We start from the raw sequence: 16,710 nt of genomic DNA on the forward strand, positions 1-16,710 counted from the left end.
GACTCAGAGGTTGAAGCGTTGCAAGATCACTTCCAACTGTTCGGACATGCCCTTGAGCTGGCGGGTGGTTTGCGCAGTCTGGTGTTGTGAGCTGGCAATGCTCTCCACGCTTTGGGCCACCTTTTCCACGCTGAAGGCAACGTGCTCGCTGGCGGTCTGCTGTTCCTGCAGCGATGTAGAAATGAGGCTCACCGCCTCCAGCGACTCGTCCAGCACGTTCTTGATGCTGTCCATCGAATTTTCCGCGCTTTCCACCAGTTGCAGGCCATGGTTCATGCGTTGACGGCTCTGGTCCATGCCGTTCTTGGCTTTGTCTGCACCGTTCTGGATGCCTTCTACCAGCGCCACGATTTCTTCGGTGGAGTTGGAGGTGCGGGTGGCCAGGTTGCGTACCTCTTCGGCGACCACCGCAAACCCTCGTCCTTGATCTCCGGCACGTGCGGCCTCGATGGCTGCATTGAGAGCCAGCAGGTTGGTCTGTTCGGCAATGCTGCGAATCACGCCGACGATCTGACTGATGCTCTTGGACAGCGTGGCCAGGTGGTCGATGTGCACGGATGTCTCGGTCACCAAGGCAGCGATCTGGTCGATCTCTTTCACCGAGGCTTTCATTTGGGTCATGCCGTTGGCGGCTATCTCACTGGCTCTGTAGGTGGTGCTGCTGGCTTGCTGCGCGTTGCTGGCGATATGGGTAATGCTGACGCTGAGTTGCTCCACAGTGGCGGCAATCGAGGACGCGGTTTCGCTTTGCAGGGTGGCGTTGGCCAGGCCGCTTTCGCAAGACTGCGACAGCTGCACGGTGGCGCTTTCAATCTGCCGTGACGCCTGGTTGATGTTGCTGACTATCTCCCGCAGGTTGTCGCGAATGCCCTGTACCGAGAGCAGCACGCCGCTGGTTTTGCGCTGTGCGGGCTCTTTAGCGGACGTCAGATCGCCACGGGCGATGCCGGAGCTGATGATGCTCAGTTCATGGGGTTCGGCGCCCAGTTGCAGGTCAATGCGCCTTGAGAGCCATTGGGAATAGATTGCCCCCAGCAACAGGCTGCTCATGAGGATCAACAAACAGAAGCGCAGTTGCCGTGTGTAGAGGGCCTGGCTGCTGTCGAAATGTCTTTTGGCCTCATCGAGCTGGACGTTGATCAGATCGGAGAGCCCCGCCACCAAAGGGTCGATTGAGGGATACAGTTGATGCCTGACAAGGTTGGCCAGTTGCTCCTGGCGGCGGTTTTTCAGGTGGTCGAGCAGTTCCTCCAGCACCGGTTGCGCGTTGCTCATCAAAGGGGTGACGCGTTCGATGAGCTGGGCTTCCGCGACCGTCAGTTGGGTGTTCTGGAAGGCTTTCCATAGCTGCTGGATCTGCTCTATTCCCTGTTCGACCTGCTGCAGCGCCTGGTTGTGGGAGGTGGTGCCCAGATGGGCCTTTTGCGCGGCGTCGACTATGTTCACTGCGTACAGGTCGGAGATCTTTTTCAAGTCCCGAAGGGGGACGACCCGGTCCAGGTACACGGTCTCCAGCCCCTGGACCATCTGGCTCATGCTCAGCAAGCCTGCGATTCCGACTCCCAGCAGCCCCAGCATCAAGACTGCGGCGAACAACATGAGATGGGTTTTTATTTTTAGATCATGCATGGCAAGGCATCCTTCAAACGGTCAATTCAGGAAGGGGCCTATCCAGAAGCCGCTGAACAGCACAGGGGCGTTTCACGGTTTTTAGCAAGGCCCTGATGTGTTGAATCGGCGCCAGTGGCTTATCCCATGATTGAGATATATCTGAATTAACGTCTGAAAATTCTTGGGTGGTGTTACGGCGAAACGGTCCCTCTGACGCCCCAATGGGCAACATCCCTGTTACCAAAGGCCTCAAACCAGTGCGCGCGCGCGGTTTTATCCAGGCGTTGCTCGCGGATAAAAAAACCGACGGATGTTTTTTATCCGGCCGTAAGTCACGGTTCTCAAGGCTTTCAGAATTTTTCCGAGTCCCGCAAACGTTGCGTTCGAGCAAGTTGGCCGCTTGATTGCATATGCTTGTATGTACAAGTAAATATGTGTGCGTAAGAGTCGATGGAATCCTCTTCGCACCTTGGACTCATCGCCGAGGAGTTTTTCCGTGACTGACAGCAAACCCACCCAATTTCGCAACGTCGAAATCCGCGCCGCACGTGGCAACAAGCTGACCGCCAAGAGCTGGCTGACCGAAGCGCCGCTGCGCATGCTGATGAACAACCTCGACCCGGAAGTCGCCGAGAATCCCAAGGAACTGGTGGTCTACGGTGGCATTGGTCGCGCCGCGCGCAACTGGGAGTGCTACGACAAGATCGTCGAAGCCCTGACCCAGCTGAATGACGACGAGACCCTGCTGGTGCAGTCCGGCAAACCGGTGGGCGTGTTCAAGACCCACAGCAACGCGCCACGGGTGCTGATCGCCAATTCCAACCTGGTGCCGCACTGGGCCAGTTGGGAGCACTTCAACGAGCTGGACGCCAAGGGCCTGGCCATGTACGGCCAGATGACCGCCGGCAGTTGGATCTACATCGGCAGCCAGGGCATCGTCCAGGGCACCTACGAAACCTTCGTCGAGGCCGGTCGCCAGCACTACGATTCCAACCTCAAGGGCCGTTGGGTCCTGACTGCCGGCCTGGGGGGCATGGGCGGCGCGCAACCGCTGGCCGCGACCCTGGCCGGGGCCTGCTCGCTGAACATCGAGTGCCAGCAGACCCGCATCGACTTCCGCCTCAAGACCCGCTACGTCGACGAACAGGCCACCGACCTGGATGACGCGCTGGCGCGGATCAAGAAATACACCGCCGAAGGCCGCGCGATTTCCATCGCCCTGTGCGGTAACGCTGCCGAAATCCTGCCGGAACTGGTGCGTCGCGGCGTGCGTCCGGACATGGTCACCGACCAGACCAGCGCCCACGACCCGCTCAATGGCTACTTGCCCAAAGGCTGGACCTGGGAGCAGTACCGCGACCGCGCCAAGACCGAGCCCGCCGCCGTGATCAAGGCCGCCAAGCAGTCGATGGCCGAACACGTCAAAGCCATGCTGGCCTTCCAGAAGATGGGGGTTCCGACCTTCGACTACGGCAACAACATCCGCCAGATGGCCCAGGAAGAGGGGGTGGAAAACGCCTTCGACTTCCCGGGGTTCGTGCCGGCCTACATCCGTCCGCTGTTCTGTCGTGGCGTCGGTCCATTCCGTTGGGCGGCGTTGTCCGGCGACCCGCAGGACATCTACAAGACCGACGCCAAGGTCAAGGAGCTGATCCCCGACGACGCCCACCTGCACAACTGGCTGGACATGGCCCGCGAGCGCATCAGCTTCCAGGGCCTGCCGGCACGGATCTGCTGGGTCGGCCTGGGCCAGCGCGCCAAGCTCGGCCTGGCGTTCAACGAAATGGTCCGCAGCGGCGAGCTGTCGGCGCCGATCGTCATCGGTCGCGACCACCTGGACTCCGGCTCCGTGGCCAGCCCGAACCGTGAAACCGAATCCATGCAGGACGGCTCCGACGCTGTGTCCGACTGGCCGCTGCTCAACGCCCTGTTGAACACCGCCAGCGGTGCGACCTGGGTGTCCCTGCACCACGGCGGCGGTGTCGGCATGGGCTTCTCCCAGCATTCGGGGATGGTCATCGTCTGCGACGGCACCGATGCAGCGGCCGAGCGGATTGCCCGGGTGCTGCACAACGATCCGGCCACCGGGGTCATGCGTCACGCCGACGCCGGCTACCAGATCGCCATCGACTGCGCCAAGGAACAGGGCCTGAACCTGCCGATGATCACCGGCAAGTAAGCGGCGTTTGGTTCACCCCACCCTCCCTGTAGGAGCCAGCTTGCTGGCGAAGCAAGCCCCGCGGTGCATCAGTTGTGCCGTCTGGCGAGCGAGCGCGCTCCTGCAGTGGATATCGTCTGTAGTGCCCATAGAGGTTGGACGTCCATGGCTGTATCGACTGATTGTGCTAGCAACAGACCGTTGATCGAAAGGCGTTCGATCGACTACATCCCGGAAGCGGAAAGACACGGTCGTTTATTGAGCCAGTTCACCCTGTGGCTGGGTGCCAACCTGCAGATCACGGCGATCGTCACCGGTGCACTGGCGGTGGTGTTGGGCGGTGATGTGTTCTGGTCGTTGATCGGTCTGCTGATCGGGCAACTGCTGGGCGGCGCGGTGATGGCGCTGCATGCGGCGCAGGGGCCGAGGCTCGGCCTGCCGCAGATGATCTCCAGTCGGGTACAGTTCGGCGTCTATGGCGCGGCCATCCCGATGGTGCTGGTGTGCCTGATGTACCTGGGGTTCACCGCCACCGGTACGGTGCTGTCCGGGCAGGCGCTGGGCCAGATGTTTGGTGTGGACGACAGTGTCGGCATCCTGATCTTCGCCAGCGTCATCGTGTTGTTCACCGTGCTTGGCTATCGGGTGATTCACTACATCGGCCGAGTCGCTAGCGTGATTGGTGTGGTCGCCTTCTTCTATCTGTTCAGCCGGTTGCTGAGCCAGACCGACGTCAGCGCCTTGTTGGCCATTCGTCACTTCAGCTGGAGCACTTTCCTTCTGGCGGTGTCGCTGGCGGCATCCTGGCAGATCGCGTTCGGTCCCTACGTGGCCGACTATTCGCGCTACCTGCCGAGCAAGACGTTGCCGTTGAAGACCTTCCTCGCCGCTGGCGCCGGTTCGGTGATCGGTGCCCAGGTGGCGATGGTGCTCGGGGTGTTCGCCGCGGCCCTGTCCCAGGGCCAGTTCGCCGGCCGTGAAGTGGCGTACATCGTCGGCCTGGGTGGCAGTGGCGCGATTGCCGCGATGCTCTATTTCAGCATCGCCTTCGGCAAGGTGACCATCTCGACGCTGAACTCCTACGGTAGCTTCATGTGCATCGCGACCATCATCAGCGGCTTTCGCGGCGAGCTGAAAGTGACGCGCCTGCAGCGTCTGGTCTTCGTGTTGCTGATCGTCGCTGCCGCGACCCTGATCGCGCTGCTCGGCCAGCACTCGTTCCTCGGTGCATTCAAGTCTTTCATCCTGTTCCTGCTGGCGTTCTTCACGCCCTGGAGCGCGATCAACCTGGTGGATTTCTACTGCATCACCAAGGAGCGTTATGACATTCCGGGCCTGTCCGACCCGAACGGTCGCTACGGCCGCTGGAATGTCTTGGGCATCAGCGTTTATGTGTTCGGCGTGCTGGTCCAGATGCCGTTCATCTCCACCCACTTCTACACCGGTCCCCTGGTGGCGAGTCTGGGCGATACCGATATCTCCTGGATCATCGGCCTGGTGGTGCCTGCGGCGTTGTATTACGTCTGCGCGAAGAAGTGGCATGGCGCGGTGCCTGAGCAACTGATCCTGCCGGTAGAGCAGGGCGCGCCCGCTGGACAAAAAACGAGTGGGACCGGCCGCACTGCAGCGGCATGAGTCTTGATAGGACGTGGACAGGGCTGGATGCCTCTTAACTGCCATAAGCCAACTGATGATTAGGAGTGCCACATAATGAAAATGCCTAAGACCCTGCTGACCACGTTGATCTCCATGGGCTTGCTGGCCGCCTCCGGCGCTCAGGCGGCTGGTTGGTGCGAATCGGGCAAAGCGGTGAAATTCGCCGGTTTGAATTGGGAAAGCGGCATGTTGCTGACGGATGTCTTGCAGTTCGTCTTGGAGAAGGGCTACGACTGCAAGACCGACAGCCTGCCGGGTAACTCCATCACCATGGAAAACGCCCTGAGCAGCAATGACATTCAGGTTTTCGCGGAAGAGTGGGTGGGCCGCAGCGCGGTGTGGAACAAGGCCGAGAAGGCCGGCAAGGTGGTGGGCGTGGGCGCACCGGTGGTGGGCGCCGTCGAAGGTTGGTACGTGCCGCGTTATGTGATCGAGGGCGATGCCAAGCGCAAGCTCGAAGCCAAGGCGTCGAACCTGAAAAATATCGCCGATCTGGGCCAGTACGCCAGCGTGTTCAAAGACCCGGAAGAACCCAGCAAGGGCCGCTTCTACAACTGCCCGGCCGGCTGGACCTGTGAGCTGGACAACAGTGAGATGCTCAAGAGCTACGGCCTGGAAAGCAGCTACACCAACTTCCGTCCGGGTACTGGCCCGGCCCTGGATGCGGCGGTGTTGTCGAGCTACAAGCGTGGCGAACCGATTCTCTTCTACTACTGGTCTCCGACCCCGCTCATGGGCCAGGTGGATCTGGTCAAGCTGGATGAGAAACCCGGCGTCGACAAGAGCGTGAGCATCAAGGTCGGCCTGTCCAAAACCTTCCATGACGAAGCCCCGGAACTGGTGGCGGTACTGGCCAAGGCCAACCTGCCGATCGACCTGCTGAACCAGAACCTGGGTCGCATGGCCAAGGAACGTATCGAGTCGCCGAAACTGGCGAAGATCTTCCTCAAGGAACATCCTGAAGTCTGGCATGCATGGGTGAGCGAAGAGGCCGCCAAGAAAATCGACGCGGCCTTGTAGGGCGAGGCTCTGCGGCGATCCTGCGGGATCGCCGGGCGCTGGGTTGCAACCCCTTTGATCGATCGAGAGTTTCTTATGTTTCCAGAAAGCTTCACCTTTTCCATCGCCGACTGGGTCAACGGCTGGGTCGACTCCCTGGTGACCCACTATGGCGATGTGTTCCGGCATATCTCCGACACCTTGTTGTGGGCCATCGTCAACCTTGAAGGCCTGCTGCGCATGGCACCCTGGTGGCTGATGCTGGCGATTGTCGGCGGCATCGCCTGGCACTCCACCCGCAAGCTGGTGACCACGGCGATGATCGTCGGCCTGCTGTTCCTGGTGGGCGCCGTCGGCCTGTGGGACAAGCTGATGCAGACCCTGGCGCTGATGCTGGTAGCGACCGTGATTTCGGTGCTGATCGGCATTCCCCTGGGGATCCTCTCGGCTCGCAGCAACCGTTTGCGTTCGGTATTGATGCCGCTGCTGGACATCATGCAGACCATGCCCAGCTTCGTGTACCTGATCCCGGTGCTGATGCTGTTCGGCCTGGGCAAGGTGCCGGCGATCTTCGCCACGGTGATCTATGCCGCACCGCCGCTGATTCGTCTCACCGACCTGGGCATCCGCCAGGTGGACGGCGAGGTGATGGAGGCGACCAACGCCTTCGGCGCCAACCGCTGGCAACAGCTGTTCGGCGTGCAATTGCCCCTGGCCCTGCCGAGCATCATGGCTGGGATCAACCAGACCACCATGATGGCTCTGTCGATGGTGGTGATCGCCTCAATGATTGGGGCCCGCGGCCTGGGCGAGGATGTGTTGGTGGGGATCCAGACCCTCAATGTCGGGCGTGGCCTGGAAGCGGGGTTGGCGATCGTGATTCTGGCGGTGGTGATCGACCGCATTACCCAGGCCTACGGTCGTCCACGTCATGAGGTGAGCAAATGAGCAGTGCTGCCGTGAGCAAGATCGAAGTCAGGAACGTCTTCAAGATATTCGGCAACCGTCCCTCTGATGCCCTGGCGATGATCCGCCAGGGCCAGAGCAAGGATCAGGTACTGGCCCAGACCGGCTGCGTGGTGGGGGTCAACGATCTGTCGCTGAGCATCGGCACCGGTGAGATATTCGTCATCATGGGGCTGTCCGGTTCCGGCAAGTCGACCCTGGTGCGCCACTTCAACCGTCTGATCGATCCCACCAGTGGGGCGATCCTGGTGGATGGCGAAGACATCCTGCAATACGGCATGGAAGCCCTGCGCCAATTCCGCCGGCACAAGATCAGCATGGTGTTCCAGAGCTTTGGCCTGCTGCCCCACCGCAATGTCCAGGACAACGTCGCCTACGGCCTCAAGGTGCGTGGCGAGAGCAAGTCGCTGTGCGCCGAGCGCGCCCTGCACTGGATCAACACCGTGGGCCTCAAGGGCTACGAGAAGAAGTACCCGCACCAGCTGTCCGGCGGCATGCGCCAGCGGGTCGGCCTGGCCCGGGCCCTGGCCGCGGACACCGACATCATCCTCATGGATGAAGCCTTCAGCGCCCTGGATCCGCTGATCCGCGCCGAGATGCAGGACCAGTTGCTGGAATTGCAGAAGACCCTGCACAAGACCATCGTCTTCATCACCCACGATCTGGACGAGGCCGTGCGCATCGGCAATCGCATCGCGATCCTCAAGGACGGCCGCCTGATCCAGGTCGGTACGCCGAAGGAGATCCTGCATTCGCCGGCGGACGAGTACGTCGACCGTTTCGTCCAGCGCCGCGCCGCGACGGTGTAGCTCAACAGCCAACAGGTCCGGGCCCCGGGAGCTGGCTTGCCAGCGAAGAGGCCCGCGGATTTCACCACGAGGTTAACGATGTTCCAGGCAGAAAAGATCGTAATCGCCGACGCCCCCCTGGGTTGGCAGGACGTTGTCGCCGTCGCCCGTCACGGCGCTGTGCTCGAACTCTCGGAGCAGGCCTGGGCGCGTATCGACAATGCCCAGGCCATCGTTCGCCAGGTGGTGGACAGCGGCCAGCGTGCCTATGGCATCAGCACCGGTCTCGGCGCCCTGTGCAACGTGGTGCTGGCCGGTGAGCAACTCAGTCAGCTGTCGCGCAATACCCTGCTCAGCCACGCCTGCGGCGTTGGCCCGGCACTGGCCGACGAACAGACCCGGGCGATCCTCTGCGCCGCTATCGTCAACTACAGCCACGGCAAGTCCGGCCTCCACCGGCAGGTGGTCGAGGCGCTGCTGACCCTGCTCAACCGTGGCATTACCCCGCAAGTGCCATCCCAGGGCTCGGTGGGCTACCTGACTCACATGGCCCATATCGGCATCGCCCTGCTGGGCGTCGGCCAGGTCAGCTATCGCGGACGCCTGGTGGCGGCCGGACAGGCCCTGGCCGAAGAGGGGCTGCAGCCGGTGCAACTGGGTGCCAAGGATGGACTGTGCCTGGTCAACGGTACGCCGTGCATGACGGGCCTGAGTTGTCTGGCCCTGGATGACGCCAGCCGCCTGTTGCAGTGGGCCGATGTCATCGGCGCCATGAGCTTTGAAGCCCTGCGCGGCCAGATCGACGCCTTCGATGCCGAAATCATCGCCCTCAAGGCGCACCCCGGGATGCAGGTGGTGGGCAGCAACCTGCGGGCCTTGCTCGATGGCAGTGAAGTCATCGCCGCAAGCCGCGGCCTCCGTACCCAGGACGCCTTGAGTATCCGTTCCATTCCCCAGGTGCATGGCGCCGCCCGGGATCAACTGGCCCACGCGGCCAGGCAGGTGGAAACCGAGCTCAATGGCGCCACCGACAATCCGTTGCTGCTAGGCACCCCGGAGCACTATCGAGTGGTGTCCCAGGCCAACCCCCACGGGCAATCGGTGGCGCTGGCGGCGGACCTGCTAGCCATCGCCATGGCCGAGATCGGCTCGATCGCCGAGCGTCGCCTGGACCGCCTGATCAACCCCCATGTCAGTGGCTTGCCGGCGTTTCTGGTGAGCGAGCCCGGGGTCAACTCCGGAATGATGATCGTGCAGTACGTAGCGGCTTCGCTGTGTGCCCAGAACCGTCAACTGGCCCAACCGGCGGTGCTGGATAACTACGTCACCTCAGGCCTGCAGGAGGACCACCTGAGCCTGGGCACCAACGCCGCCCTGAAGCTGCAGCAGGTGCTGGAGAACTGCACCCAGATCCTGGCCGTCGAGTACCTGCTGGCGGCCCAGGCCTTCGAATTTCTCAAGGCGCAGCGCTTCGGCATCGGCACTGGTATTGCCTGGTGTCTGTTGCGCGAGCGGGTCCCGGCTTATGACCAGGACCGCTGGCTGGCGCCGGACATTGCCAGCGCCGCTGCGCTGCTCAAGGACTCTTTGCTGCTGCCCAAACGTTTTCCCAAGGTGCAATAAACCTTTTTTCCATCACCAGCGTGCCAAGGCGCCGCTCGCGCAAAACCGCGAATGACGACGGATAACGGAAGCTTCCGGAGCGACTGGTAGTTATTACAAAACTCTCAAAAGGAGCATGAATGTGACTGCACTCAACCTGATTCCCGGCCAACTGAGCCTGGCTCAACTGCGGGCCATCTATCAGCAGCCGCTGACCCTGACCCTGGACGACAGCGCCTCGGCGCAGATTGACGCCAGCGTCGCCTGTGTCGAGCAGATCCTGGCGGAAAAACGCACCGCCTACGGAATCAACACCGGTTTTGGTCTGCTGGCTTCGACCCGCATCGCCAGTGCCGATCTGGAAAACCTGCAGCGCTCCTTGGTGCTGTCCCATGCCGCCGGTGTCGGTGAGCCGATCAGCGACGATCTGGTGCGCCTGATCATGGTGCTCAAGGTCAACAGCCTGAGCCGTGGTTTCTCCGGCATCCGCCGTCAGGTGATCGATGCCCTGATCGCCCTGATCAACGCCGAGGTCTATCCGCATATTCCGCTCAAGGGCTCGGTGGGCGCTTCCGGCGACCTGGCGCCTCTGGCCCACATGTCCCTGGTGCTGCTGGGCGAGGGTCAGGGTCGCTACAAGGGCCAGTGGCTGGAAGCCACCGCGGCGCTGGAGATCGCCGGCCTCAAGCCGCTGACCCTGGCCGCCAAGGAAGGCCTGGCGCTGCTGAACGGCACCCAGGTGTCCACCGCGTTCGCCCTGCGGGGCCTGTTTGAAGGCGAAGACCTGTTCGCCGGTGCCCTGGTGTGCGGCGGTTTGACCGTGGAAGCGGTGCTGGGTTCGCGTTCGCCGTTCGACGCGCGGATTCATGCCGCGCGCGGCCAACGTGGGCAGATCGATTCCGCTGCCGCCTACCGCGCACTGCTGGGCGAGAGCACCGAGGTTTCCGCTTCGCACCAGAACTGCGACAAGGTCCAGGATCCTTACTCCTTGCGTTGCCAGCCTCAGGTGATGGGCGCTTGCCTGACCCAGTTCCGCCAGGCCGCCGACGTCTTGGTGGTCGAAGCCAACGCCGTGTCCGACAACCCTCTGGTGTTCGCTGCCGAAGGCGACGTGATTTCCGGTGGCAACTTCCACGCTGAACCGGTGGCCATGGCCGCTGACAACATGGCCCTGGCGATTGCTGAAATTGGCTCCCTGAGCGAGCGCCGGATCTCGTTGATGATGGACAAGCACATGTCCCAGTTGCCGCCGTTCCTGGTGGCCAACGGCGGGGTCAACTCCGGCTTCATGATCGCCCAGGTCACTGCTGCGGCCCTGGCCAGCGAGAACAAGGCCCTGGCGCACCCGCACTCGGTGGACAGCCTGCCGACCTCGGCCAACCAGGAAGACCACGTGTCCATGGCTCCGGCCGCTGGCAAGCGTCTGTGGGAAATGGCCGAGAACACTCGCGGCATTCTCGCCGTGGAATGGCTGGCGGCGTGCCAGGGCCTGGACCTGCGCGAAGGCCTGAAAACCTCGCCCCCCCTGGAGAAAGCCCGCGCCGCCCTGCGCGACAAGGTGGCGTACTACGAAAAGGACCGTTTCTTTGCACCGGATATCAATGCGGCCAGCGAGTTGTTGGCTTCACGGTGCCTGAATGGGCTGCTGCCAGCCCAGTTGTTGCCGAGCCTGTAATGCACGCCGGGCCACTCGATCACTCCGCGCTCGGCCGAGAGCGGTGGCTCCTGTCGGTTCGCTGTACCTGCTAGACGGGCGCGGAGCGTCCGTTTCTGCCGCCCCGCGCTTCTGCGCGGAACGCACTTGTCCGATAACAATAAAAGGGACGATGACATGCAATCGCAAGCAACAGGATTACGTCGGGGACTGACCGCCCGCCATATACGCTTCATGGCCTTGGGATCGGCCATTGGCACCGGATTGTTCTACGGCTCGGCCTCTGCCATCCAGATGGCCGGCCCGGCGGTGCTGCTGGCTTACCTGATCGGTGGCGCGGCAGTGTTCATGGTGATGCGCGCGCTGGGGGAGATGGCCGTGCACAACCCGGTATCCGGTTCTTTCGGGCAGTACGCCAGTCAGTACCTGGGGCCTTTGCCGGGCTTTATCCTGGGCTGGACCTACGCTTTTGAAATGCTCATCGTCTGCCTGGCGGATGTCACGGCCTTTGGCATCTATATGGGTTTCTGGTTTCCCGAGGTGGCGCGCTGGATCTGGGTGCTGTCCATTGTCTTGCTGATTGGCGGTCTGAACCTGTGCAGCGTCAAGGTCTTCGGCGAGATGGAGTTCTGGCTGTCGCTGCTCAAGGTCGGGGCGATCATCGCCATGATTCTCGGCGGTTTTGGCATCATGCTGTTTGGCATCGGCTCGGCCGCTACCGAACAGGCGACCGGCGCCAGCAATCTCTGGGCCCATGGCGGTTTCATGCCCAATGGTATTGGCGGCTTGATCGCCTCCTTTGCGGTGGTGATGTTCGCTTTTGGCGGCATCGAGATCATCGGCGTCACCGCGGGTGAGGCCAAGGACCCGCAGCGGGTCATTCCCAAGGCGATCAATGCGGTGCCCCTGCGCATCCTGCTGTTCTACGTACTGACCCTGTTCGTGCTGATGTCGATTTTCCCCTGGCCGCAGATCGGCACCCAGGGCAGCCCGTTCGTGCAGATTTTCGACAGTCTGGGTATCAGCTCGGCGGCGACCATCCTCAATATCGTGGTGATTTCGGCGGCGGTGTCGGCCATCAACAGCGACATCTTCGGTGCCGGGCGCATGATGTACGGTCTGGCTCAGCAAGGGCAGGCGCCCAAAGGCTTTGCTCGGGTGTCCAAGGCCGGGGTGCCATGGATGACGGTGTTGGTGATGGCCGTGACCCTGCTGGGCGGGGTGGTGCTCAATTACCTGATTCCGGAGAACATCTTCCTGCTGATCGCGTCCCTGGCCACCTTCGCCACCGTCTGGGTATGGCTGATGATTCTCTTGACCCACGTGGCGATGCGCCGTTCCATGACCGCCGAGCAGGTGGCCCGGTTGCAGTTCAAGGTGCCGTTCTGGCCTTGGGCGCCAGCGGCGGCGATTGCCTTCATGCTGTTCATCTTCGGCGTTCTGGGTTACTTCCCGAAAACTCAAGCGGCGCTGATGGTGGGTGTGGTGTGGATCGTTCTGCTGGTGGTGGCATACCTGTTGTGGGTCAAGCCGACAACCGGGCAGGCCCAGCCAATCGGCACCGATGCGCCTTTACCGACTCATCAATAACGGAGGCCTTGGATGAAAACGCTTTGGCAACACTGCAACGTCGCCAGCATGGCTCAAGGCGCTTACTCGATCATCGAGGATGCGGCCATCGTGACCTCAGGGGAGCACATCGAGTGGATCGGCCGGCGCCAACAGGTGCCGGTCGCCGATTACCATCAGGAGCAAGACCTAGCGGGGGCCTGGGTGACCCCGGGCCTGATCGACTGCCACACCCATACGGTGTTCGGTGGCAACCGCAGCGGTGAGTTCGAGCAGCGCCTGCAAGGCGTGAGCTACGCCGAGATCGCCGCCGCCGGTGGCGGTATCGCCAGCACCGTGAGGGCGACCCGCGCGGCCACTGAAGAGGAGCTGTTCGTCAGCGCCCGCAAGCGTCTGCTGAGCCTGCTGCGCGATGGTGTCACCAGCGTCGAAATCAAGTCCGGCTACGGCCTGGACCTGGCCAGCGAGCGCAAGATGCTGCGGGTGATCCGCCGTCTTGGCGAGGAGTTGCCGGTCAGTGTGCGCAGCACCTGCCTGGCGGCTCACGCTCTGCCGCCGGAATATGCCGAGCGCAGCGACGACTATATCGAGCACATCTGCAGCGAGATGCTCCCGGCCCTGGCTGCCGAAGGGTTGGTGGACGCCGTGGATGCCTTTTGTGAATACCTGGCGTTCTCTACGGCCCAGGTGCAGCGAGTTTTCGTGGCGGCGCAGAAACTCGGATTGTCGGTGAAATTGCATGCCGAGCAGCTGTCGTCCCTGCATGGCTCTAGCCTGGCTGCGCGTTACCACGCACTGTCCGCCGATCACCTGGAGTTCATGACCGAGGACGATGCCATTGCCATGGCGGCGGCCGGCACGGTGGCGGTGCTGCTGCCGGGGGCGTTCTACTTCCTGCGCGAAACCCAGTTGCCGCCGATGGACGCCCTGCGCAAGCACGGGGTAAAAATCGCCGTGGCCAGCGACCTCAATCCCGGCACCTCGCCGGCGCTGTCGCTGCGCTTGATGCTGAACATGGCCTGCACCTGCCTGCGTATGACGCCGGAAGAAGCGCTGGCGGGTGTTACCTTGCACGCGGCCCAGGCGCTGGGTATGGAAAAGACTCATGGTTCGCTGGAAGCGGGCAAGGTGGCAGACTTCGTTGCCTGGCAGATCGATCGTCCCGCCGACCTGGCTTATTGGCTGGGCGGTGACCTGGAAAAACGCGTCGTGCGACACGGCGTTGAAGTGACTGTTTAGGAGAAGGGTTGTGGATAAGGTTCTGACATTCAAACAAGGCCGGGTGCCCCTGCTGATCAGCATGCCCCACGCCGGTACACGCTTGACCCCGGAAGTAGCCGCCGGGCTGATTCCCCAGGCGCAGAGCCTGCCGGACACCGACTGGCACATGCCGCGCCTGTATGACTTCGCCGAGGCGCTGGGGGCCAGCACCCTGGCCGCCGAGTATTCGCGGTTTGTCATCGACCTGAACCGGCCGTCCGATGATAAACCCTTGTATGCGGGTGCTACCACGGGCTTGTATCCGGCGACGTTGTTCGACGGCGAGCCGTTGTTCGTCGAGGGCCAGGCGCCATCCAAGGAAGAGCGGCAGCAGTACCTGGAGCAGGTCTGGGGGCCTTATCACCGCACCCTGCAAGAGGAGTTGGCGCGGCTCAAGGCCGAGTTCGGCTACGCCTTGCTGTTCGATGCTCACTCCATTCGTTCGCGGATTCCGCGTTTGTTCGAGGGCAAGCTGCCGGACTTCAACCTTGGCACCTTCAACGGCGCCAGTTGCGATGCGCAACTGGCCAGCCGGCTGGAGCGCATTTGCGCCGCCCATGGTGATTACACCCACGTGCTCAACGGCCGTTTCAAGGGCGGACACATCACCCGGCACTACGGCAACCCGGCCGAACACATTCATGCGGTGCAACTGGAACTGACACAAAGCACTTACATGGAGGAATTCGAGCCGTTCCGCTATCGCGAGGATCTGGCAGCACCGACCCAGGGGGTGCTCAAGGCGTTGCTGCAGGACCTGCTGGCCTGGGGGCAAGAGCGTTACGCTTGAGATCGCCATCGCCGACCGGCTGGTACTTACCAGGAACCTGTGGTTTTTTGTAGGCGCGGGCTGGTTGGCGCAGCGCCGTTAACTGACGGCGTCAACCCCGGGCTAGTCCTGTTTTCTTCAAGGACATGCTGATTGCGTGATTCAGGTTTATGATGCCGGACGGCAGAATAAATGAAGTCCCTTCAGGGATGAACCTGACCTCCACGGAGCGCGTCATGCAGACTTTGTACCCGCAGATCAAACCCTATGCTCGGCACGATCTGGCTGTCGACAAGCCCCACGTACTGTATGTCGACGAAAGTGGTTCACCGGAGGGGTTGCCGGTGGTGTTCATTCACGGTGGTCCGGGCGCCGGCTGTGATGGCGCCAGTCGCTGTTACTTCGACCCCAACCTGTACCGCATCGTCACCTTCGATCAGCGCGGTTGCGGGCGTTCCACCCCCCACGCCAGCCTGGAGAACAACACCACTTGGGACCTGGTGGCCGACCTGGAGCGGATTCGTCAGCACCTGGGCATTGACAAGTGGGTACTGTTTGGCGGCTCCTGGGGTTCGACGCTGGCCCTGGCTTATGCGCAAACCCATCCTGACCGGGTACTCGGGTTGATCGTGCGCGGAGTCTTCCTCGCCCGTCCCCAGGAAATTCAGTGGTATTACCAGTGCGGTGCCAGCCGCCTGTTCCCGGATTACTGGCAGGACTACGTGGCGCCAATCCCCCAGGAAGAGCGTCACGATCTGGTCAGCGCTTTCCACAAACGCCTGACCGGCAATGACCAGATCGCCCAGATGCATGCCGCCAAGGCCTGGTCGGGTTGGGAAGGGCGCACCGCGACCCTGCGTCCGAACCCGCAGGTGGTGGATCGCTTCTCCGAGCCGCAGCGAGCGCTGTCGATTGCCCGGATCGAATGCCATTACTTCATCAACAACGCCTTTCTCGAGCCTGACCAGTTGATCCGCGACATGGGCAAGATCGCTCACCTGCCCGGGGTCATCGTCCATGGTCGCTATGACGTGATCTGCCCTCTGGATAACGCCTGGGAACTGCATCAGGCCTGGCCCAACAGTGAATTGCAGGTGATTCGCGACGCCGGCCACGCCGCCTCCGAGCCGGGGATTACCGACGCGCTGGTGCGAGCCACCGATCAGATGGCGCGACGCTTACTCGACCTGCCGCCTGAAGAAGCATGAAGGGCCTGTTGCAGCGCGTGCGCGGCGCGCGGGTGGAAGTGGCCGGCGAAGTCGTCGGCGCAGTGGACCAGGGCTTGCTGGTGCTGGTGGCGGTCGAGCCCGAGGACACCCAGGCCAGCGCCGACAAACTCCTGCATAAGCTGCTTAACTATCGAGTGTTCAGTGACGCCGAGGGCAAGATGAATCTGTCCTTGGCTGACGTGCAGGGCGGGCTGCTGCTGGTGTCGCAGTTCACCCTCGCGGCAGATACCAAAAGCGGTTTGCGTCCGAGTTTTTCCACGGCGGCGCCGCCGGCCCTCGGACAGGCGCTTTTCGACTATCTGGTAGCGAGGGCGCACCAGCTGCATGGCAATGTGGCAGCAGGGCGTTTTGGTGCGGATATGCAGGTGCATTTGGTCAATGATGGCCCGGTAACCTTCCTGTTACAGGCCTGAAAACGGCAGAAACATCTTTTTCCGCCGATCCGGGTC

At 62.2% G+C, this 16,710-nt stretch carries 13 protein-coding genes and 1 pseudogene; 12 read left to right on the forward strand and 2 right to left on the reverse strand.

The genetic code is table 11. The features are described from left to right. Positions 1–3: 3 nt before the first annotated feature. Positions 4–1,050: a methyl-accepting chemotaxis protein gene (locus PLD_RS31190; protein WP_371929088.1), complete on the reverse strand. Its 1,047-nt coding sequence runs from the start codon at positions 1,048–1,050 to the stop codon at positions 4–6. Positions 1,051–1,095: 45 nt separating this feature from the next. Beyond that, positions 1,096–1,629: pseudogene (locus tag PLD_RS31195) on the reverse strand (MCP four helix bundle domain-containing protein); the annotation flags it as partial. A 478-nt stretch (positions 1,630–2,107) separates the two neighbouring features. On the opposite strand from PLD_RS31195, the gene hutU reads away from it, so the two are divergent. The 12 genes from hutU to dtd all read left to right on the forward strand — a co-directional run bounded on the left by hutU (position 2,108) and on the right by dtd (position 16,674). Next, on the forward strand, positions 2,108–3,790 hold the full coding sequence (gene hutU, locus PLD_RS17225; protein WP_159894780.1) for a urocanate hydratase: 1,683 nt from the start codon (positions 2,108–2,110) through the stop codon (positions 3,788–3,790). A gap of 144 nt (positions 3,791–3,934) precedes the next feature. Then, a complete protein-coding gene (locus tag PLD_RS17230; protein WP_159894782.1) occupies positions 3,935–5,404 on the forward strand; it encodes a cytosine permease in 1,470 nt (489 codons plus the stop codon). Between the two features lie 75 nt (positions 5,405–5,479). Next, a complete protein-coding gene (locus tag PLD_RS17235) occupies positions 5,480–6,445 on the forward strand; it encodes an ABC transporter substrate-binding protein (protein WP_159894784.1) in 966 nt (321 codons plus the stop codon). Positions 6,446–6,520: 75 nt separating this feature from the next. Next, positions 6,521–7,372 carry a proline/glycine betaine ABC transporter permease gene (locus PLD_RS17240; protein ID WP_159894786.1) on the forward strand — a complete coding sequence of 284 codons (852 nt, stop codon included), beginning with the start codon at positions 6,521–6,523 and terminating at the stop codon, positions 7,370–7,372. After that, a complete protein-coding gene (locus PLD_RS17245; RefSeq protein WP_159894788.1) occupies positions 7,369–8,199 on the forward strand; it encodes a glycine betaine/L-proline ABC transporter ATP-binding protein in 831 nt (276 codons plus the stop codon). The genes PLD_RS17240 and PLD_RS17245 overlap by 4 nt, the downstream gene beginning before the upstream one ends. A 78-nt stretch (positions 8,200–8,277) precedes the next feature. Further along, on the forward strand, positions 8,278–9,801 hold the full coding sequence (gene hutH, locus PLD_RS17250; RefSeq protein WP_159894790.1) for a histidine ammonia-lyase: 1,524 nt from the start codon (positions 8,278–8,280) through the stop codon (positions 9,799–9,801). Between the two features lie 115 nt (positions 9,802–9,916). Further along, on the forward strand, positions 9,917–11,455 hold the full coding sequence (gene hutH, locus PLD_RS17255; protein WP_159894792.1) for a histidine ammonia-lyase: 1,539 nt from the start codon (positions 9,917–9,919) through the stop codon (positions 11,453–11,455). Positions 11,456–11,611: 156 nt separating this feature from the next. Further along, positions 11,612–13,024, forward strand: coding sequence for an amino acid permease (locus PLD_RS17260; protein ID WP_159894794.1), 1,413 nt, complete (start codon positions 11,612–11,614; stop codon positions 13,022–13,024). Between the two features lie 12 nt (positions 13,025–13,036). After that, positions 13,037–14,242 carry an imidazolonepropionase gene (gene hutI, locus PLD_RS17265; RefSeq protein ID WP_159894796.1) on the forward strand — a complete coding sequence of 402 codons (1,206 nt, stop codon included), beginning with the start codon at positions 13,037–13,039 and terminating at the stop codon, positions 14,240–14,242. A gap of 10 nt (positions 14,243–14,252) precedes the next feature. Then, positions 14,253–15,053: an N-formylglutamate deformylase gene (hutG, locus tag PLD_RS17270; protein ID WP_159894798.1), complete on the forward strand. Its 801-nt coding sequence runs from the start codon at positions 14,253–14,255 to the stop codon at positions 15,051–15,053. Between the two features lie 215 nt (positions 15,054–15,268). Then, positions 15,269–16,240 (forward strand): prolyl aminopeptidase, encoded by a 972-nt coding sequence (gene pip / locus PLD_RS17275; protein WP_159894800.1) that lies wholly within the window; start codon positions 15,269–15,271, stop codon positions 16,238–16,240. Beyond that, entirely contained in the window at positions 16,237–16,674 is a 438-nt protein-coding gene (dtd, locus tag PLD_RS17280; protein ID WP_159894802.1) for a D-aminoacyl-tRNA deacylase, read from the forward strand. Before pip ends, dtd begins: the two co-directional genes overlap by 4 nt. The last annotated feature ends 36 nt before the right edge of the window (positions 16,675–16,710 follow it).

Source organism: Pseudomonas sp. LD120 (assembly GCF_009861525.1).
Lineage (GTDB): Bacteria > Pseudomonadota > Gammaproteobacteria > Pseudomonadales > Pseudomonadaceae > Aquipseudomonas.